This window comes from Paraglaciecola sp. L1A13 (assembly GCF_009796745.1).
Taxonomy (GTDB): Bacteria; Pseudomonadota; Gammaproteobacteria; order Enterobacterales; family Alteromonadaceae; genus Paraglaciecola.
On the sequence record NZ_CP047024.1, the window covers coordinates 312,119 to 330,411 of the forward strand.

18 protein-coding genes are annotated in these 18,293 nt (G+C 44.1%); 10 read left to right on the top strand and 8 right to left on the bottom strand.

Annotation, left to right across the window (positions count from 1 at the left end):
- Positions 1 to 59 precede the first annotated feature (59 nt).
- Positions 60 to 1,448 (bottom strand): 5-methyltetrahydrofolate--homocysteine methyltransferase, encoded by a 1,389-nt coding sequence (locus tag GQR89_RS01265; RefSeq protein WP_158768377.1) that lies wholly within the window; start codon positions 1,446 to 1,448, stop codon positions 60 to 62.
- 33 nt (positions 1,449 to 1,481) lie between these two features.
- Positions 1,482 to 3,875, bottom strand: coding sequence for a TonB-dependent receptor domain-containing protein (locus GQR89_RS01270; protein ID WP_158768378.1), 2,394 nt, complete (start codon positions 3,873 to 3,875; stop codon positions 1,482 to 1,484).
- 265 nt (positions 3,876 to 4,140) lie between these two features.
- Here GQR89_RS01270 and GQR89_RS01275 point away from each other — a divergent pair, with 265 nt between their 5' ends.
- The 6 genes from GQR89_RS01275 (at position 4,141) to folE2 (ending at position 8,522) form a co-directional block, all read left to right on the top strand.
- Positions 4,141 to 4,689, top strand: coding sequence for a DUF2796 domain-containing protein (locus GQR89_RS01275; protein ID WP_158768379.1), 549 nt, complete (start codon positions 4,141 to 4,143; stop codon positions 4,687 to 4,689).
- 2 nt (positions 4,690 to 4,691) lie between these two features.
- Positions 4,692 to 5,171 (top strand): Fur family transcriptional regulator, encoded by a 480-nt coding sequence (locus GQR89_RS01280; protein ID WP_158768380.1) that lies wholly within the window; start codon positions 4,692 to 4,694, stop codon positions 5,169 to 5,171.
- A gap of 7 nt (positions 5,172 to 5,178) precedes the next feature.
- Positions 5,179 to 5,589 carry a MerC domain-containing protein gene (locus GQR89_RS01285; RefSeq protein ID WP_199271359.1) on the top strand — a complete coding sequence of 137 codons (411 nt, stop codon included), beginning with the start codon at positions 5,179 to 5,181 and terminating at the stop codon, positions 5,587 to 5,589.
- Between the two features lie 5 nt (positions 5,590 to 5,594).
- Positions 5,595 to 6,812, top strand: coding sequence for a zinc metallochaperone GTPase ZigA (gene zigA, locus GQR89_RS01290; RefSeq protein ID WP_233269047.1), 1,218 nt, complete (start codon positions 5,595 to 5,597; stop codon positions 6,810 to 6,812).
- Positions 6,809 to 7,507, top strand: a complete 699-nt coding sequence (locus GQR89_RS01295) for a DUF1826 domain-containing protein (RefSeq protein ID WP_158768381.1) — start codon at positions 6,809 to 6,811, stop codon at positions 7,505 to 7,507. The genes zigA and GQR89_RS01295 overlap by 4 nt, the downstream gene beginning before the upstream one ends.
- A gap of 94 nt (positions 7,508 to 7,601) precedes the next feature.
- Complete coding sequence (folE2, locus tag GQR89_RS01300; RefSeq protein WP_158768382.1) at positions 7,602 to 8,522, top strand: GTP cyclohydrolase FolE2; 921 nt, start codon at positions 7,602 to 7,604, stop codon at positions 8,520 to 8,522.
- Between the two features lie 65 nt (positions 8,523 to 8,587).
- On the opposite strand, the gene GQR89_RS01305 is transcribed toward folE2, so the two are convergent.
- From GQR89_RS01305 to GQR89_RS01315, 3 genes are all read right to left on the bottom strand, one after another.
- Positions 8,588 to 9,250 (bottom strand): DUF3299 domain-containing protein, encoded by a 663-nt coding sequence (locus tag GQR89_RS01305; RefSeq protein WP_158768383.1) that lies wholly within the window; start codon positions 9,248 to 9,250, stop codon positions 8,588 to 8,590.
- Between the two features lie 85 nt (positions 9,251 to 9,335).
- Positions 9,336 to 9,788 (bottom strand): hypothetical protein, encoded by a 453-nt coding sequence (locus tag GQR89_RS01310; protein WP_158768384.1) that lies wholly within the window; start codon positions 9,786 to 9,788, stop codon positions 9,336 to 9,338.
- Positions 9,789 to 10,370, bottom strand: coding sequence for a DUF3299 domain-containing protein (locus tag GQR89_RS01315; RefSeq protein WP_158768385.1), 582 nt, complete (start codon positions 10,368 to 10,370; stop codon positions 9,789 to 9,791).
- A gap of 104 nt (positions 10,371 to 10,474) precedes the next feature.
- Between GQR89_RS01315 and GQR89_RS01320 the strand changes: the two genes are divergently transcribed.
- Positions 10,475 to 11,200 carry an ABC transporter ATP-binding protein gene (locus tag GQR89_RS01320; RefSeq protein WP_158768386.1) on the top strand — a complete coding sequence of 242 codons (726 nt, stop codon included), beginning with the start codon at positions 10,475 to 10,477 and terminating at the stop codon, positions 11,198 to 11,200.
- A complete protein-coding gene (locus GQR89_RS01325; RefSeq protein ID WP_158768387.1) occupies positions 11,194 to 12,432 on the top strand; it encodes an ABC transporter permease in 1,239 nt (412 codons plus the stop codon). The genes GQR89_RS01320 and GQR89_RS01325 overlap by 7 nt, the downstream gene beginning before the upstream one ends.
- A gap of 81 nt (positions 12,433 to 12,513) precedes the next feature.
- On the opposite strand, the gene GQR89_RS21610 is transcribed toward GQR89_RS01325, so the two are convergent.
- Positions 12,514 to 12,636: a hypothetical protein gene (locus GQR89_RS21610; RefSeq protein ID WP_255455661.1), complete on the bottom strand. Its 123-nt coding sequence runs from the start codon at positions 12,634 to 12,636 to the stop codon at positions 12,514 to 12,516.
- 72 nt (positions 12,637 to 12,708) lie between these two features.
- On the bottom strand, positions 12,709 to 13,188 hold the full coding sequence (locus GQR89_RS01330) for a peptidylprolyl isomerase (protein WP_158768388.1): 480 nt from the start codon (positions 13,186 to 13,188) through the stop codon (positions 12,709 to 12,711).
- Positions 13,189 to 13,437: 249 nt separating this feature from the next.
- Between GQR89_RS01330 and mnmH the strand changes: the two genes are divergently transcribed.
- Together mnmH and selD are read left to right on the top strand one after the other, a co-directional pair.
- Positions 13,438 to 14,529 (top strand): tRNA 2-selenouridine(34) synthase MnmH, encoded by a 1,092-nt coding sequence (mnmH, locus tag GQR89_RS01335; RefSeq protein WP_158768389.1) that lies wholly within the window; start codon positions 13,438 to 13,440, stop codon positions 14,527 to 14,529.
- A gap of 226 nt (positions 14,530 to 14,755) precedes the next feature.
- The gene (selD, locus tag GQR89_RS01340; RefSeq protein WP_158768390.1) at positions 14,756 to 16,900 is read left to right on the top strand and encodes a selenide, water dikinase SelD; all 2,145 of its coding nucleotides are present in this window, start codon (positions 14,756 to 14,758) and stop codon (positions 16,898 to 16,900) included.
- A gap of 109 nt (positions 16,901 to 17,009) precedes the next feature.
- Here the strand turns inward: selD and GQR89_RS01345 are convergent, their stop codons facing one another.
- The gene (locus tag GQR89_RS01345) at positions 17,010 to 18,269 is read right to left on the bottom strand and encodes a ferric reductase-like transmembrane domain-containing protein (protein ID WP_158768391.1); all 1,260 of its coding nucleotides are present in this window, start codon (positions 18,267 to 18,269) and stop codon (positions 17,010 to 17,012) included.
- Between the last annotated feature and the right edge of the window lie 24 nt (positions 18,270 to 18,293).

The following is an 18,293-nucleotide window of genomic DNA, read 5'->3' on the forward strand; positions in this document are numbered from 1 at the left end:
ATTATATAAAAAAATCGCCCATATAGGGCGATCTTTATTATTTACTTTTTATGCGACATTTAGTCGTGATCATGGTCCGATTCAGCAATACCTAACCAAGTGATATTGTCTGGGGCAAAGTCCAGTTCAATGTCGCCTGTTATTGTTAGCGACTCAAGGTCGATTTGCAGTACATGCTGAGCAATGGGGTCTGATACATAAACGTAATCGCTATTTTGCGCCACAGTCATACTAAATGACATGCCTTCGGGCATAGTGGATACGTCTTGCTCTGAGATATCTACACTTTCTCGCAGCTCCCAGCGCACTATGCCATCTTCTTCATAAGCACTAAGTACATTTAAAAAACCTAGGCTGTCGAGTATCAAAAACTCACTACCTTCATGAGAAAAAGCATAAGAAACGGGCGTCACGTCGCTATCAGGTTGCCATGACAATGCTTCCATCATGCTTTGTTCAGGGTTAACGTTGATAAGAATAACCTCACCCGCATCGTGACCAGAGGCAATACCAATCAAAGAATCACTTTCTTCGTGACCGTACAATGTGCCTATACGCAAGCCGTCTAACAAATCAATATTAGCAATTTTTTCTGCTTCATATTCATCATCATGTTCATGAGCTGAAAGCACGCCATCGGTACAACCGAATACAACGTAATCCTCGTTTTGAGCCGCACCGTGTAGATCAGGGCACAGCACATCCAATACTTGTTCTTGTTCATAAACATCGTCATGTAAGTGATACACACCGACTTGGTCAGGCAATACCTTCGCAACTGAGGTATTTTCAGCGTCGTCCCGACGAACGGTGGCAAGTAGATATTCACCTCGAGGCTCAGCTACACCGTGCATATTAATGGTGTAATCTAAAGTGGGTAGCGGATCGGCTTCGCTGCTTATTTGCGTGTCGGTGACGACCTTCACTGAGGCTGGCGTGCCTGCATCTGCATTGCCATCAAAGAATACGGCTAATTGACCATCATGACTTAAAATATGAGTAGGGCTGCTGCCTGTGACTTCAAAGTCACTCATGGCAGGGCTTTGCTCGTAATCATGTAAATGTGCAGTGTGATCTTCGCGCCACATGCCGCCATCAATAAAGCCCACATAGTCTTGCGCTCGGCTCGCTATAACTGCAAAACGATAATCTGCTGACGATGTTAAAGTGTTAGATGTGTGAATTAAGGTGAAGGTGTCTAGTAGGTCACCATCGTCTAAATCGAATATAGTGGTAACGTTACTTTCAGCGGATAACACAGCTAGTCGGCCCATTGAATCAATCGTATATTCATCATCTGCGTGGTCATGCTCATCATCATCATGGTCCTCGTCAGGTATTTCTATTGGATCTTTTTCGATTAGGGTGGTTTCAGCGTCGCCACAACCTGTTAGCAATACTGCGCCAATAACCGCAGCAAGAAGATTAAATTTATGTGTGTTAGTCATTGTATATTCCTTGTTATGTAAATGAATTTTGAGCTAAAAATTGCCTCTGACGCCAACTGAAATGCTGCGTCCCGGGCGTGGTGCAATGTCTTTTAAAAATGAGGTGTGTACTCTGGCTTCTGTGTCAGTCAGATTGCTGCCTTTTAGGAAAACAACAATATCCTGACTTGAAACCGGCAGATCATAAGACACACTTGCATCAACCAAGGTGTAGCCACCGGTAGTGGTTTCGTCTGAAGAAACACGATCTTGCTCTTGGTAGCGAGTGATATCGAGATGTGCGCTCAAACGCGCAGTTTCATAGCTAAACTGAGAGCCGAAGCGCAGTGGTGGAGTGCGGGGTAAGTCGCCGCCATCTTTTAAGCGAGCGCGAACATAGTCAGAGAATAAGGTCGCTTTGAATGTGTCGGTGGCTTGCCATGCAATTTGTGCTTCGAAACCGTGTAATATGACGTCGTCAGTCTGAAAAAGATAAACGGGTAACTCATCTGTGTGCTCATCTTCCTCTACGTCACTTTCTTCATGTTCATGATCGTGATCGTGGCCACTTTCAGCAAATAATCCGGTGGCTATTTGGTAGTAGTAATTATCGACTTGGTTGTAGAATGCGTTGAATACAAAACCAATATCACCTTGAGTTTTACGTAAGGTTAAATCGATATTATTAGCGGTTTCTAAGTCGATATTTTCTCCGGTCAGACCTATGCTCGAGCCGTCGTCATCCAATGCGAATAACGCGCCTACTTCGTAAGTACCTGTGCCAATATGTGCACCAAACGATAGTAGTTCTGACGCAGACGGGGCTCTTTCTGAACGGGAAATAGACAACCCTAAGTTATACCCTGGGGTGAAGTCCCAGACTAAACCCGCAGATACACTGACTGGTGTAAATTCGTGGGCTAAATCAAAAACACGGGTCACTGTAGATTCTTCTTCATGATCGTGGTCATGATCATCCTCCTCTTCTGCTTCGTCATCGTGGTCGTGCGCATCAAGCGTGGGTAGCAATACGTTGTTGGCATCAATCGTTACGCGCTCAATACGCCCACCAAATTGCAGTAACACGTCACCAAAGTGTTTTTCTTCCATAATGGCTAATGCAATAGTTTGCGCCTTAGACGGCGGCGTGAATGCCTCTTCGCCTTGGGCCGCGACATCACTGTTTTTGTAGTGGAAACTGATACCACCGTTCCAATCTGCGATGGGGTTGTGGATGAAGTCGAGCTTGATTTCATGAGTTTCGTTTTTAAACACGGTGCCAACTGCGTCTTCTTCTATTTCAGCGTGCTCATAGTCGGTGAAGCCACCGCGTAAATTGATTTTACTGATCCACTTACTATCAACGTTCAACTCACCTAAAAGCTGTACGCGGGTTTGCTCTAGATCTGCATAAACATTTTCGTCTTCACTGTCACCGTGAGAGTGCCCAGGAATACCGTATTCGCGATTGAACTGCTCAACGGCTACACCGACGTAACCTTGATCGAATAAGTAGCTTGCACCTAACGTGACGCCATCAGATTTTTCAGCACTGTTCTTAACCACATGATCTTGCGGCTCATCAGAGTCGGAATCTGGTGCGACAGGCACGTCATAGTCATTCGATTCGCGCCAATATCCATCAGCGTAGAATCCGAATGATTCATAGCCTGTAGTGAGGTTGAATGAGCCCAGTTTTTTGTCATCTACTGAGTTTGTTTCGAGCAGCCATTCGCCACGCGTTGTGTTGTCGGTAGGCACGCGGCCATCTACTACATTGACTACCCCTCCCACTGCGCCACTGCCATAGAATAATGTAGCGGGGCCACGCAGTACTTCAATTTGCTGAGCGGTTGACGCTTCGGTGGCAACCGAATGGTCTGGTCCGACTCGAGACACATCGCTGACGTCTAAACCATTTTGTGAGATCAACACTCGAGGGCCGCTTAGTCCACGAATTATCGGAGTGCTCGCAACCGCACCATGAAAATTTGATTGCACACCAGGCAGTTTTTCTAAGCTGTCACCCAAGGTTGATGCTTGTTGGCGGCGCAGTGTTTCCCCAGAAAGTACACTAACAGGTGACGCAGATTCCATTACTGACATATGAATTGGCGTCGCGTACACATCGATAACTTCGATAGGAGAGCGCTGCAAAGTAAAGGTAATTTCTTTTATGCCTTGTGTTGGCATCGAAATGTCCTGATGCAAATGGGCATATCCAGATGAGGAAATATGTAGTTCTGTTTTACCTTCGTTCAAATCAGTAAAAACAAAGCGCCCAGCTTTGTCGGTGACCGTTTCAGCGCCTATTCCTTCCACTTTTACTTTCGCCCCCGCGACGGTACGACCAGCGTTATTGACTACCGTCCCCTCTATGGTTTGCGCTAAAAGACTGGCAGGTAAGAGCACGCTAATCAGCGCTGCTAGTGAAGATATCCTATTCATTTTTATTTTCCCGTGTGATGTTATAATGTATCATTAATTAAATGTTATGTTATATTATAATCAAATGGAAGAGCCTTATTAATCTTAAAATGGATTAATGAAGGACCTTTCGCATAAATAGCATTGCTTAGCACATAGGCTTGTTGCTTGGATGAAAGTAACCCTTAGATAAAGGATGCTGCCGAGCAAAGAAAACGAGATAAATCAGCACAAAAGCGCGAGTTATTAGGGTTAGCCGTATTGCTGCAAATAAGAGGGTAAATGAATGATGAAAAATGTATTGCTGTTGAGCGCGCTAGTGAGCTGTTGCTTTACAGTTGCTGCACAAGAGCATGTTCATGGTCAGGGGCAAATGTTCATTTCGCAAGAAGATAACAATTGGCATGTGCAGCTTATTTTGCCCGCAGCAGATGTGCTTGGCTTTGAGCATGCGCCAGAAAACGAGGCACAGCAAAAGACCATTCAGCTTTTCGCAAAAAGGCTAGAGGACAATAACTCGATAATCGAATTAAACCCTAATTGCTCCTTGAATGAAGTAACACATTCTTTGAACTTAGCTTATTTGAATAACATTGAGACTGTGCATGCACAAAAGCATGATGAGAAACATCACGAGCATGGCGATCATAATGAGTTTTTGCACGAGGACGTGAACGTTGAATACCGGTTTGCTTGCCCCGCTAAGGTCAAGAAACTGACAGTTACGCTGTTCAAGGGCCTTGTGTCGTTAACCAGTATTCGGGCGCAATGGATAACGAATATTAGCCAAGGTTTGGCGCAGCTAACGCCAGCTGAACCAGATATAGCGTGGTGATTATGTGTCCTGTAAACACCGATGATTTTATCGAAATAGCCAGAGATATGTGCGAAAAAGCAGGTAGCAGGCTGACCGAAACGCGTCTGCATATGTTAGAGGTGCTACTTGACGTTAAAACACCTATGTCTGCTTATGAATTGACGGATCATTACAACACGCTAATTGCATCAGACATCAAGACGATGTCGGTATATCGCGTGTTAGATTTCTTGGAATCGATACGCCTTGTACATCGCCTGCAATCCATCAACAAATATATTATTTGCAATCATACATTTGGCGCTTGTGAAGAACATCCGCCCCTTTTTATGATTTGTAAGTCGTGTCAGCACATCGAAGAAGTGGAGATTGCCCAAGAAGTTATTGAGGCACTCACTCACCATGCCAAAAGTGCTGACTTTTCGTCTGTCGGTTCACAAATAGAGCTTTATAGCCTGTGCAAAAGCTGCCAATCGACTTTTCATAAAAAACTTTCTTGAGACATCCATGACCAAGTTACAGCTAATGAGTGATAAAGCGGCAGTGGGCCTATCGCTATTATGTGTTATTCACTGCCTTTTCCTTCCTATTATATTGATTTTAATGCCGGCTCTTACGGGATTGCTGGCGTTTAATGATGAGCTATTTCATCGGATGTTGCTAGTAGCTGTTGTGCCTATTAGCGCAATCGCTCTAGTGATTGGTTACTTGCATCATCGCAGCCATCGCGTATTGCTTATTGGTTTAGTGGGGTTAGCGATTCTAATTGCTACCTCTGCTTTAGGGCACGCGATAGTGGGTAAATACGGTGAAATTGCCCTAACGGTACTAGGGACAAGCATCATCGCTTACGGGCACTTTCTTAACTATCGTTTGCGTCGCCATGACGACAATATAGAAATACACGACCAGGACTAATATTAATGCTAAATCCAATGCCAAAGAACAGACTACCCGTTACCGTGCTTTCCGGGTTCCTAGGAGCAGGTAAAACCACAGTGTTAAGCCATATTCTTAATAATCGCCAAGGCAAAAAAGTAGCGGTTATTGTCAACGATATGAGTGAAATCAATATCGACGGCTCGTTACTAAAAAATGAGATTTCACTCAATCATAAGGATGAAAAGCTAGTAGAGATGAGTAACGGTTGTATTTGTTGCACGCTCAGAGAAGACCTACTTATCGAAGTTGGTAAACTAGCCAGCACAGGTCAGTTTGATTACCTAGTGATTGAATCAACTGGGATTTCTGAGCCTCTGCCAGTAGCTGAAACCTTTACTTTTACTGATGAAGACGGCATTTCGTTATCAGATATAGCGACCCTAGACACTATGGTAACTGTGGTCGACGGTGTTAATTTTCTCAAAGATTACGACGAAGCTAAGTATTTAACCGAGACCGATGAAAGCCTGGGTGAAGATGATGAACGCAGTGTTGCTGACTTACTTATTGAGCAAGTTGAATTCGCTGATGTGCTGCTTATTTCAAAAGCGGATTTAGTGGATAGCGTTGAAATAGAGCGGTTAAAGGCAATTTTAAAAAACCTTAATACTCATGCGCGTATCGTTCCAATCAATAATGGGCAGGTAAAGATAGAAGAAATTATCGGCACTGGGCTTTTTGATTTCGAACAAGCTCAACAAGCACCTGGCTGGTTGAAAGAAATGCGCGGTGAGCATAATCCAGAAACAGAAGAATACGGCATTCAAAGCTTTAGCTACTCAGCGAGACGGCCATTTCACCCAGAGAAGTTTTACAACTTTGTTCACAATACAAAAGGTTTTGGTAAGTTACTGCGCTCTAAAGGTTACTTTTGGCTAGCAACACGCCCTCAGTTTGCAGGCCTTTGGAATCAAGCTGGTGGTATTGCACGCTATGGTTTTGGTGGTTTGTTCTGGCAAGCCGTGCCGAAAGAGCAATGGCCAACAGACGAAGAATATCTGCAATCAATTAATGCCTTATGGCAAGAACCCTTTGGAGATATGCGCCAAGAGTTGGTGTTTATTGGTCAGAATTTACAAGAAGCTGCAATTAGAAAAGCCCTAGATGAATGCCTGCTGGACGATGAAGTCTTATTACAAGGAAAGGCTCACTGGAAAACCTTGCCTGATCCGTTCCCAGTATGGGAGGAAGATGCATGAGCTTAGCAGCAGTGGTGCAAACTCCAGAGCACATCATTTATCACGGTGCTAACGGCTCAGCAGACCGTGTTAATTACGCCTTAGGTGATAGTTGCAGTGTATTACCTGATATTTACCAAGAACAGAACAACATTGTTGTATGGCAGCGCACGCTTTCAAAAGATTTACTTGAGCACATAGCGCAGTGTGTAGAACAAAATCCGCGTCTCAACTTTGAAAAAACGATTGCTGCTAGCTCCATTATCGATGACTTAAGCATGGCCTTGACTCCCCTTGGATTTAATGACGAACTGACCGAAATCATCGCGTCACTTGTTGATATGTTTTGTTGTTTGTTTGACTTGAAACGTGCTGGTCTGCGTCTAAAAGTGCTAGAGCAAGCTATGTGCCCGCGATTTCATGTGGATTGGATTCCGTGTCGTTTGGTCACCTCTTTTTGTGGTCCTGGCACACAATGGCTTACGAATGAAACAGTTGATCGTACTAAGTTGGGTGCTGGTAATAACGGCTTAAGCGATGACCAATCCGGTATTTATGTTGATAAAAGGTCTATTCAAGCTATGACCAGTGGCGACGTGGCACTGCTTAAAGGCGAAGGCTGGTTTGACAATGAGGGAGCTGGTCTGGTGCATCGTTCACCCCCAAATAGCAGCAACGAGCAACGCCTATTATTGACCTTGGACTTTGTATTTTGAGTGAATATTCAACCACAAGGTTTGAGCAAATAGCTTGTCAGTTCAACGTCACACTATCATTAATCATTTATCCAAAACGGGACCATTTTAGTTTATGAGCATAAATTTACCGGATGTTACGTCCAGCGAAAGCGTTTTGTCTGCCACTGCGCTCAAGTGGGTGGGTATGGAGCGTATCGCTGTACCGATTCAAGTGCCGTTGGCAAGCCAAGTTACAGCATATGTTAACGCCAAAACTGATGTGTATGTCAGCTTAGACAAAAGCGATGCAAAAGGTATTCATATGTCACGCTTATTTCTAAAGTTGAACGACATACTGGGTACTGAGTTATTAAGCGCTACTGCGCTCAAAGCGCTATTAACCGAGCTGGTTGCCTCTCAACAGGGACTTAGCCAAGGCGCGAAAGTGAATTTAGATTTTGAGCTAACTCTTCGAAAGAAAGCACTGCTAAGTGACGAATTTGGCTACCAGAGTTATCCTATTGGAATATCCACTGAGCTAGTAAATGGCCAAGTACGTACCGTGTTGTCTTTGACTATTGCGTATTCGAGCACTTGCCCATGCTCGTCTGCGTTATCACAACAAGCGTTGAGCGATGCCATTTCTGAGCGTTTTACTGATGATATGATTGCAAAAAGTGAGATAACCCAATGGGTCACATCTAAAAATGGTGTCGTTGCTACACCCCATAGTCAGCGCTCTTATGCGTATATTAAACTGACCCTTGATGGTAATACGTTGCCCAATTTTCCCGATCTAATAACACAACTTGAAGAAGTGATTGGCACGCCAGTACAAACTGCTGTCAAACGTCAAGACGAGCAAGCGTTCGCCAAGTTAAATGCTGAAAATTTAATGTTTTGTGAAGATGCGGCAAGGCGCTTAAAGCATGCACTTGAACTTAAAAAAGATGTGCTCGATTATTGGTTTAAAGTTGAGCATCAAGAAAGCTTACATGCCCACAACGCAGTCGCGATTGATTTCAAAAATACAACCATTAGTAGTGAATCATAGAGAATCGCGGTTGGTGCTTGTTTGCGCAGGCACACAGTCGTTTAACTAACTTCGCGGCAGATTAGTTAGTGGTTGCGGTATTCATCTGGTTGTTCGTGGAACTCTTTGATTTCAGACAGGTTTAGTTTGTATGCCGAAGTGCCTTGATGATCTTCAAATAGGCCCTTCTCCAATACACCGGTCAGAGTGAACGCTTGGCTCATCATTATTTTTGAAAAACCATCGATAAGGTCTACGTAAATCATTTGATTTGGCGGTGGTGGTGGGTAATGAATACATGCGCCGTAATAGGGCACCAAGAAAAAACGTTTAACGCTTCTATCTTCGTTTAGGTCGATAGGCACAATATAGCCTGAAATACTAACATGTTGGCCAATAATCTGCTCAACCACATCAGTGGAATACAACGCGGATTGATAAGCTTGGTCAGTGGAGGATTTTATGGAAAGGGCCACCTGTTCACTCAGGGATTTTTCGTTATTTGATTGATATTTTGCTAGCACCGATTGGTCTGAATTAGGTAACAGGTTACGCCAGCCTATCTGTATTCTTTCGCTTTTATTCAGGCGGTCACGTAAATCGATATCAGGGGTAACATACAGCACTGAACTGGAAAATAGCTTGTGTATTTGCAGTGACCAATTGTAATCCAATAATTGAGTGAGCGCGGCGCCAGCGCCAAAGAAAATTAATAATGTGGCAGCAATCTTAAGCGTGTTGTTTAACATAGACTCTTCACTTCAAACACACTAATTCCGCCTGCTATATACCATATATATCTGTACTCAAACTGATAAGCAGCAAGCGTTACCATCATGTAGCGTTTACAGTAATAGATTGTGTAAAGTCTACTGGAACGTCATGGTTTAAGGCGTTGATATGTAATGAAATTTTATGGCTACCAGGTTTGGTGACATGATATTTGAGTGGGTAGCTGCCCGACGCACCCTGAGCTGATAACGCTACGCCATCTAAAAACGTGACATTATCGCTACCAGAAAAACGAATGACGACATTTTTATAGGTATCAGGAATACCGTAATCAATTTTGACCACTGTCGGTGTATTTGTCTCGGCTTTAACGCTGCTTGGATGAGTGACGTGCAGCGGTTGGGTAAACGTTTGCTGGTAGTGCATTTGCTCCAGAGGATGAAAAGACGAAAATATGCCAAACCCTCGTCCACTATGTAGTTCGCATGACTGCGCTACTAACGGTATCAACAACGGTAATGTCAATATGCAACCGATTGATTTTAGCGTTCTCATTTATTCTTCCTCAAATGGGTAGGTTTTATCTAGCTTAAGGCGATATGCAGAGGTTCCAAGGGCATTTTCTTTGGTATCAATAACCAGTGTGCCTTCAAACCAAAAAGGGTCATAAAGACTGTCTAGTTTTATCCCTTGTTGGGTTTGACTATGAATAATTTGGTTAGGCGGTGGTGGTGGCATATGTAAGCATGCGCCAAAATACGGCACGATAAAAAACTCAGTAATACGCTGAGATGCATCCGATTCTAATGGCACAATAAAACCAGGGATTCGTATGCGTTTATTCGCATATGATTCAATCACACGTGTGGAGATCAACGCCTTTTGAAAGCGCTTTGTATTTGCATCATCCGCTTCTTTATTGTTAAAAGCGGCAACCGAATCTTGTTCTGATCCGTCGGCGATATCTGATAAATATTCAGGTGGGTTCATTAATGCATCAAGATCGTCCTTCGGCATTAATGCTATCCACTCTATTTCTTGATAATTGTCACTGGCTTGTACCGCGGTTGCCGAATAAAGCAAACCAGTGGTGAATATGAGGGCGATGACGCGCGAACTAAAAATGCGTAATTTCATTAGCTGTATCTGTGATTAAAATATTACTTAGTCTTAGGATGAAGTAAATGTTATAACATATCAATTGTTAAGTTTATATCGTAACGTATTTTAAAGAATTATCCATGAAAGCAGTTAAACCAGCTAACCGTAATATTAAAAGAAATCTAGCGATAAACGTACAAAATGTGCGCCATCGTTATCCTAAATCGAGTACAGAGTCAGTGCTTTGTATCCCGCAGTGGCAGCTTGAAAGAGGAGAGCGAGTGTTCCTGCACGGAGATTCTGGCTCAGGCAAAACGACACTGCTTAATTTACTCTCAGGCGTGTTAAACCCGACCGATGGGACGGTCGAGCTATTAGAGCAACCTTTCTCAGCGTTGTCTGGTAGGCGCCGAGATGCCTTCAGAGCGCAGCATATCGGTGTGGTGTTTCAGCAATTCAACTTAGTCCCCTATTTGAGCGTGCTGAAGAATATTCAGTTAGCCAACTACTTTGCTGCTAAACGGAATAAACATCTTGAAGAAGCTGTCAGCACCTTACTTTCAAGGTTAAAGCTGCCAGTAAATGTCATACACAAGCCGGCAAATTCATTGAGTGTGGGCCAGCAACAGCGTGTGGCGATTGCTCGGGCACTTATCAACGAACCAGAGTTATTACTGGTGGACGAACCAACCTCTGCTTTAGATGCATCAGCAAGGGATGCTTTTATGGATACCTTGCTAGAAATGTGTGAGACCGCTGATGCGACGCTGGTATTCGTGAGTCATGATATGTCCCTGCAACGCTTTTTCAAAAAAAGCATCGATATGCCAAGCTTGTGTGAGTCTGCAGAGGCTACAGCATGTTAATTTCCCTCGCTTGGAGCAGCCTGTGCAGCCGTAAAAAATCAGTTATTCTGACATTTCTGTCACTGCTGATTAGTATCAGCGTATTAATCAGTGTTGAGCATATTCGTCAGGAGGCGAAAAACAGTTTTAACCGAACTATTTCGGGCGCTGATCTCATCGTCGGTGCGCCGACTGGACAATTAAACTTGCTTTTATATTCGGTCTTTCGTATGGGGAATGCCACTAGTAATATCGATTATAAAAGCTATGAAATGCTAACAGAAAACAGCCAAGTAGCTTGGGCAATTCCTATTTCATTAGGGGATTCCCATCGTGGTTTTCGCGTACTAGGTACCAATAGTGATTACTTCATCCACTACAAGTACGGCAATGATAAGGCTCTTAATTTTGCATCAGGTAAAGCCTTTTCAGGTCTGTTTGAAACTGTTATTGGGGCAGACGTCGCCAAGCAGTTAAACTACCATGTGGGCGATAAAATTATTATTGCTCACGGCATTGGTGCGACAAGCTTTACCCATCACGATCATAGTCCTTTTGTCATCAGCGGTATTCTTAACGCGACGGGTACGCCCGTTGATAAAACGGTGCACGTAACGTTGCCCGCCATCGAGGCGATTCATTTGCCGCCATCCCAGTTAGCAAAAATCCTTCAAGGCGGATCACTAGAAAATATTCAGCCCGAAAGTGTGACAGCAGTAATACTTGGATTAAAAACCAAATTCGCTACCTTCAAACTGCAACGAGATTTGAATAATTACCAAGACGACCGTTTAATGGCAATTTTGCCAGGGGTTGCGCTGGCAGAGTTATGGCAAATGATGGCATCTGTTGAGAATGTACTTAGGGTTATCAGCATTTTGGTCTTAATCTCGTCACTGTTTGGGTTATCCACCATGTTGCTTGCATCCATGAATGAGCGAAAAGGCGAGATTGCGGTACTGCGAACATTAGGGGCTGGCCCAATTGTAATTTTTGCATTGGTGTTATTAGAGGCGCTTATTTTGGTGCTACTTAGTATTGTAAGTTCTATTACGCTCGTTAGTTTAACCTTGGCGCTGTTCACTGACGGGCTCGCATCTCATTATGGTCTGTTTTTAAGTGCAAACTTGTTGTCGTGGAAGACGCTGAAAATCACTGTCATCATTACCATTGCATCTGTCATCACCTCGGCTATCCCTGCATTTGAAGCGTATAAAAATGCACTGCAATCGAGTCTTTCTGGCAAAGGCTAAAGGGTGGTGATAACTAGGTAAAATGCGCTTACCAAAAAGGGCCGCAGTGTGCGGCCCTTTGGTGTTTATATACGCCTAGCTTTATTGGCTATCAGGCAACAGTGGTACGTTACGGATAAAACCAGCGCCTTTTTCAACGAGTAGACGCCCTTCGCTCACTTGTTCTTGGGCTTTGGTCTGCAGCTTCTTCGACTTGGCCACCATGGCATTGCCTAAAAAAGGGTCACAGTAAATAGAGATAAAATTTACTGCTCACCTCATTGCTAGATTGAATGCCTAGTGTTGGTGTCCGCCTTCGCCATGAACGTGGCCATGGGCAAGTTCTTCTTCAGTGGCTTCTCTAACATCTATCACTGAGCCAGAAAACGTCAGCGTTTTACCTGCCAATGGATGATTAGGGTCAACGGTAATATCATCGCCTTCAATGTTAGCGACCCTTAACTGAACTGGGCCATTCGGGCTTTCAGCACTAAAAACCATACCTTTTTCGATTTCTTCTACGCCTTTAAAAGCTTCACGAGGCACAACTTGTAGAATATCTGCGTTGTATTCACCGTAACCGTTTTCTGGTTCAACGGTAACATCAAATTCATCACCTGGCGCTTTACCTACCAGTGCGGTTTCCAAACCGGGAATAATATTGTGCTGGCCATGTAGGTAAACTAATGGTTTGGCATTTTCTGAGCTATCGATGAGCTCGCCTTCTGCGTCTTTTACTGTGTAGTTTAGCGATACCACTTTTTGATCTGCAATCATTTATTTGTCCTTTCATATTTAGTCGGTTAATTATGTTGTGACGTGAATGCCACCGAAACTTACGTCGCATAAACATCATCACATTATTAATGTTCTATCATCAGACTTGGAGACCTTTTTAATCAAATCAAGGGCAAATAGTCGAACTTGATAATTGATTTTATACGTAGACCATTGGTCTTGAGAATCACTTACTTGATAACAATTCTGATAAGCTAAGTGTTCTTACTCGATTTTTAAGGACTGTGCTTGCTATCTAATGCTGACTACAAGGGCTTGTTTCTAAACGACATTCCGATGATGGATGTTAGAGCACCAGTTGAATTCAATAAAGGTGCTTTTCCTTATTCTGTAAACCATCCATTGATGAGTGATAAAGAACGCGAAGCCGTAGGTACGTGTTACAAAGAAGAAGGCCATGAGGCGGCTTTGGCTTTAGGCCACAGTTTGGTAAAGGGCGCAGTTAAAGAGGAGCGAATTCGCGCGTGGCAGTTATTTCACCGGCATAATCCGAACGGGCTTTTATATTGTTTTCGTGGTGGGCTGCGGTCTCATCTGACGCAACAATGGTTAGCTGAAGCAGGCATCAATATGCCGCTGGTCGTGGGTGGCTACAAGGCGATGAGGCAGTTTTTGTTGACGCAATTGCATGACCGAATTGCTCAAGGGAATATTCAAGTTCTCTCAGGCGCAACGGGGTCAGGCAAAACTGAAGTTATTCAAGATTGGCCTCAATCAATTGATTTTGAAGGGTTAGCCAATCATAGAGGCAGTGCATTTGGTAGTACTGGTAGTAAACAGCCAAGCCAAATTGATTTTGAAAATGCATGGTCGATAAAATGGTTAAAACTGAGCAATCAAACTGATGCCCCTGTGTTATTTGAAGATGAATCGCGCATGATTGGCCGCATTGCCTTGTTACCAGAGTATATAGGACTGAGTAAGCAAGCGCCTACCGTATTACTCAATACGCAGTTGAACGAGCGTATCGAGCGAATTCGTAAAGATTACTTTGTGCATGCTTACCAGTCACAGCTCAGTCAGGGTGAAGAGGCTGCCATAACGTACCTTGATGAATTTATCCGCAGTGCACTGACCCGTATAAAAACTCGCCTCGGTGGTGATCGTTATAAAAACCTCATTCTTTTACTTGATAGCGCGGTATTGCAGCTAATCAATCAAGGGAGTTGGTCCAAATTTGACGATATAATCGACGTGTTGCTGAGTGATTATTACGACCCTATGTATGAGTATCAATTGGCCGCAAAAGCGCAACAAACAATATTTGAAGGTAATCATAAAGAGATACTCGAATGGTTAGCAGATAAGAAAAAATTGTAGGCTAATCAGGTCAGTATTTTTTGTGTTGCTGTTGGACTATCGCTGGCGCTTTTATAGGCAATGGCGTCGTTATATTAAATTCTACGTTTTTTACTGAATATGGAAGCTAGTTTGCTCGGTCTGTTAGCTTAATTGGCAATTTTTATTTAAAGAAGATGTTCGTGCCCATTGGCATCCTCTGGTTTAGTTACAACATCGGCCCTCACACTTTAATAAGGTAAGTTTCTTGAACGAAAGCGATCTGGTATTTATTGGCGGCGGTCATACTCATGTATTGGTGCTCAGAATGTTGGCGATGAAACCGATCCCTAATGTACGACTCACACTTATTTCAGACACTCGTCTGACACCTTACTCAGGCATGCTGCCAGGTTTTATCAGCGGACATTATTCTAAAGAGCAAACGCATATTGATCTGAATAAACTGGCTCAAGCCGCTAACGTACGTTTTATTCATGGACGTGTTACGGGACTTGATGTTGATCTTAAGCGCATTCACATACATAACCACCCTGATATTGAATACGACAAGGTGTCGATCAATGTGGGCTCAACGCCAAACCTGACTGTGCCCGGTGCCAAAGAATTTGCCGTTGGGGTGAAACCAGTTAGTCAGTTAACGGCTACATGGGCCCATTTACTGGCCCATGATTATCAAGGTAAGACTCCTCACTGGGCGGTTGTTGGTGCGGGTGCCGCGGGTGTTGAAATTGCACTGGCGATTGCTCACCGTTTTGCGCAGCAGCAAAAACCGATTCAATTGTCTTTGGTTCAGTCAGGCTCAGACTTACTGTCAAATTATCAAAGGGGTGTGCAAAAGGCTGTCCGCAAAGCGCTAAAACGTAACAATGTGACTTTAGTTAATCATTTTCGTGTCACCAAGGTCGAGCAACAACAGTTAGTTGCAGACGATAATCAGGTGCTTGCTATCGATAAATCGATTTGGTGCACCCCAGCAACGGCACCCATTTGGCCCAAAAAAGCAGGGTTAGCAACGGACGAACAAGGTTTTATTGAAGTAAATGAATACCTGCAAAGTACCTCGCATCCTGATGTTTTTGCCGCTGGCGATGTGGCAAGCATGACTTACTCACCGCGCCCTAAAGCGGGGGTCTATGCGGTCCGGTCAGCGCCTTTTTTGGAAAAAAACTTACGTGCGGCTTTGCAACATACAACATTCACCAAAACTAAACTGCAGACAAGTTTCTTATCACTCATTTCACTTGGAAACCGAACAGCGGCTGGGCAAAAAATGGGTTTTAGTTTTTCTGGTGGCTGGGTGTGGAAGTGGAAAGATCACATCGACTTAACTTTTATGGATTTGTTTCAAAAGCACTTACCCAGTATGCACAGCGACATGGACGAACCCATGCATTGCGCTGGTTGTGGCAGTAAGCTTGGCCCACAGATGTTACAAGAGTCACTAAAAGATTTACCTATTTATGAGCAAGCGAATTTTCCCCATCATTTGACTAAGACCGAAGACGCTGCGATTGCCATCGTTAACAAAGAACAAAGCGTATACCAAAGCATTGATGGCTTTCGCGCCTTTACCGATGATCTTTACCGCCTCGGTATTGTGACCACTCATCATGCGGTTAATGACTTATACGCCATGGGCATTCAGCCGACCAGCGCACAAGTGTGGGCCAATATCTGCTTTGCCAATCCTCGTTTGAGCAAGCGTGATTTTCAACAACTTATGAATGGTATTACCGAAGCACTTATTCATCACGAAACCACCCTAGTGGGTGGTCACAGCACCCAAGGCAAAGAAACCCACCTCGCCATTGTAGTCAACGGACAACAGCATCACGTATGGCCAAAGAACAACCTCAAAGCGGGTGATTTTTTATTACTAAACAGACCTTTAGGCTCTGGGGTTATTCTTGCTGCCGATATGCAGCTAAAAGCCGAAGCGGGGACAGTGGATGATCTTTGGGCGCATTTGCTGACGTCTAACCGCACTTTTTTTAAGGCTCTGCAAAACCATGAAGTGCATAGTGCAACCGATGTCAGCGGGTTTGGTTTACTAGGTCATTGTTTGGAAATGGTTGAAGGCTCTGATTTACAAATTAATATCGATAGTCGAAACGTGCCTTTGTTACCCGGGGCGTTAGATTTGTCGCAGCTGGGCGTAGCCTCCAGTTTACTCCCTCAGTTATTACCTTTGAAAAACCGTTGCATGGTCAGTGAAAATGCACAAAACCAGATTATTGATTTGCTCTTTGATCCACAAACGAACGGCGGCCTACTAGTATCGGTTTCACCGGAGGTGGCCTCGAAGTTATTAATTATTGACGGTGTCGTCAAGGTTGGTCACGTTACATCCCGTCTGCAAACGGGAGATAAGGAGATTTCCATTTATTAAGCATAAATAAATGGACCAACCTTGGGCAGGATAGGCAGGCGAGAAAGACAGGATATTGGCCATGAATGAGTCAGCAACTTTGTGTCTTATGCCCGTTTCATCCCCTAGGTTAACGGAATTCAAAAAATTCGTAACGGATGTTTTTTACAGGAATATTATTTGCTTTCATCAATTCTTCAACGTGCTTCAATAACCCTTTTGGACCACAGAAACTGATTTGAACCTGTTGTGGACTGACTTCAGTGGCCACGCGGCGGATCGTCTCTGCTAACGCGTCGCCATCACTTGGATTCGGTACGAACCGTACGCCCGAATCGGCGGCCATCTCTTTAATACGTTCAACGCTAGGGAAAGCCCGAGACGGCTCAAAGCAATACACTAAGGTCTCGGACTCAAAGTGCCCGATGCTTTTATCCTCCAACCATGAAATAAAAGGTGATATGCCAATTCCTGCACCAATCCAGATCTCTGTTTGTGCATCAGGCATGCGCTTAAAGTGGCCGTGGGGAGCATAGACATCGGCCACCATGCCGACTTTAACTTGTTCGCTTAATCTGTGCGTGTAGTCACCCAATGCTCGGATGACAAAATGAATATTGCCCGTGTTAGTCGGCGCACTGGCGATAGTAAATGGATGGGGCTCTCGTAAGCCGGCTTCTTTGAGGGCTAGAAACCCGAACTGACCGGCCTCAAATGCAAAACTACGATTAACGGGCGCAAGTTCTAAGTGTACCGCTTTATTGCCATGTGACACGGCGACCACCTTATATTCGCCACCCGAGGCGAGAAGAGGGTATAACACCAGCTTGTAAAACGCCGCCATTACGCCAATCGCACAGATCAGCGCTAGCCAGATACCAGCTGAGCTATCGAGGGTGATGGGGGATTTAAAGCTCAGCCAATGTAATATAACAATGAGAAAAAACGGACCTGAGAGCTTATGCCACCAACGCCAGACGTGATAAGGGATATTACGGTTTAACGCTAGCAGCACAATAAAACCTAATGCCACGATACTGAGTTGACGTGCTAGCCGCGCCCAGTATTTGGGAAGCTCTAGAATTGGCGACGCATCCCAAGAATCCAGATTAGCTTTAAAAACGAAATGATAAACAGCGAAGACAAGGGCCCATATGCCGAGCCATTTATGGGTTTGGTAGAGCTGATCCAAGCCGCCAAATAATTTTTCAACAAAACTCCAGCGGCTAGATAGAGTGCAAGACGTCGCCATGCATGCTAAAGCTGACGCACCTAATACAAGACTGGCCGTTGCTGCTGTACCCCAAGTTTCATTAGGGATCTGTAGCAAAACACTGATGGTAGTAATAAGCACTATGCTGCTGATAACCTGCCAAGTTTTTACTATCATGCTGTGCCCTATGGTAAAAGTGTT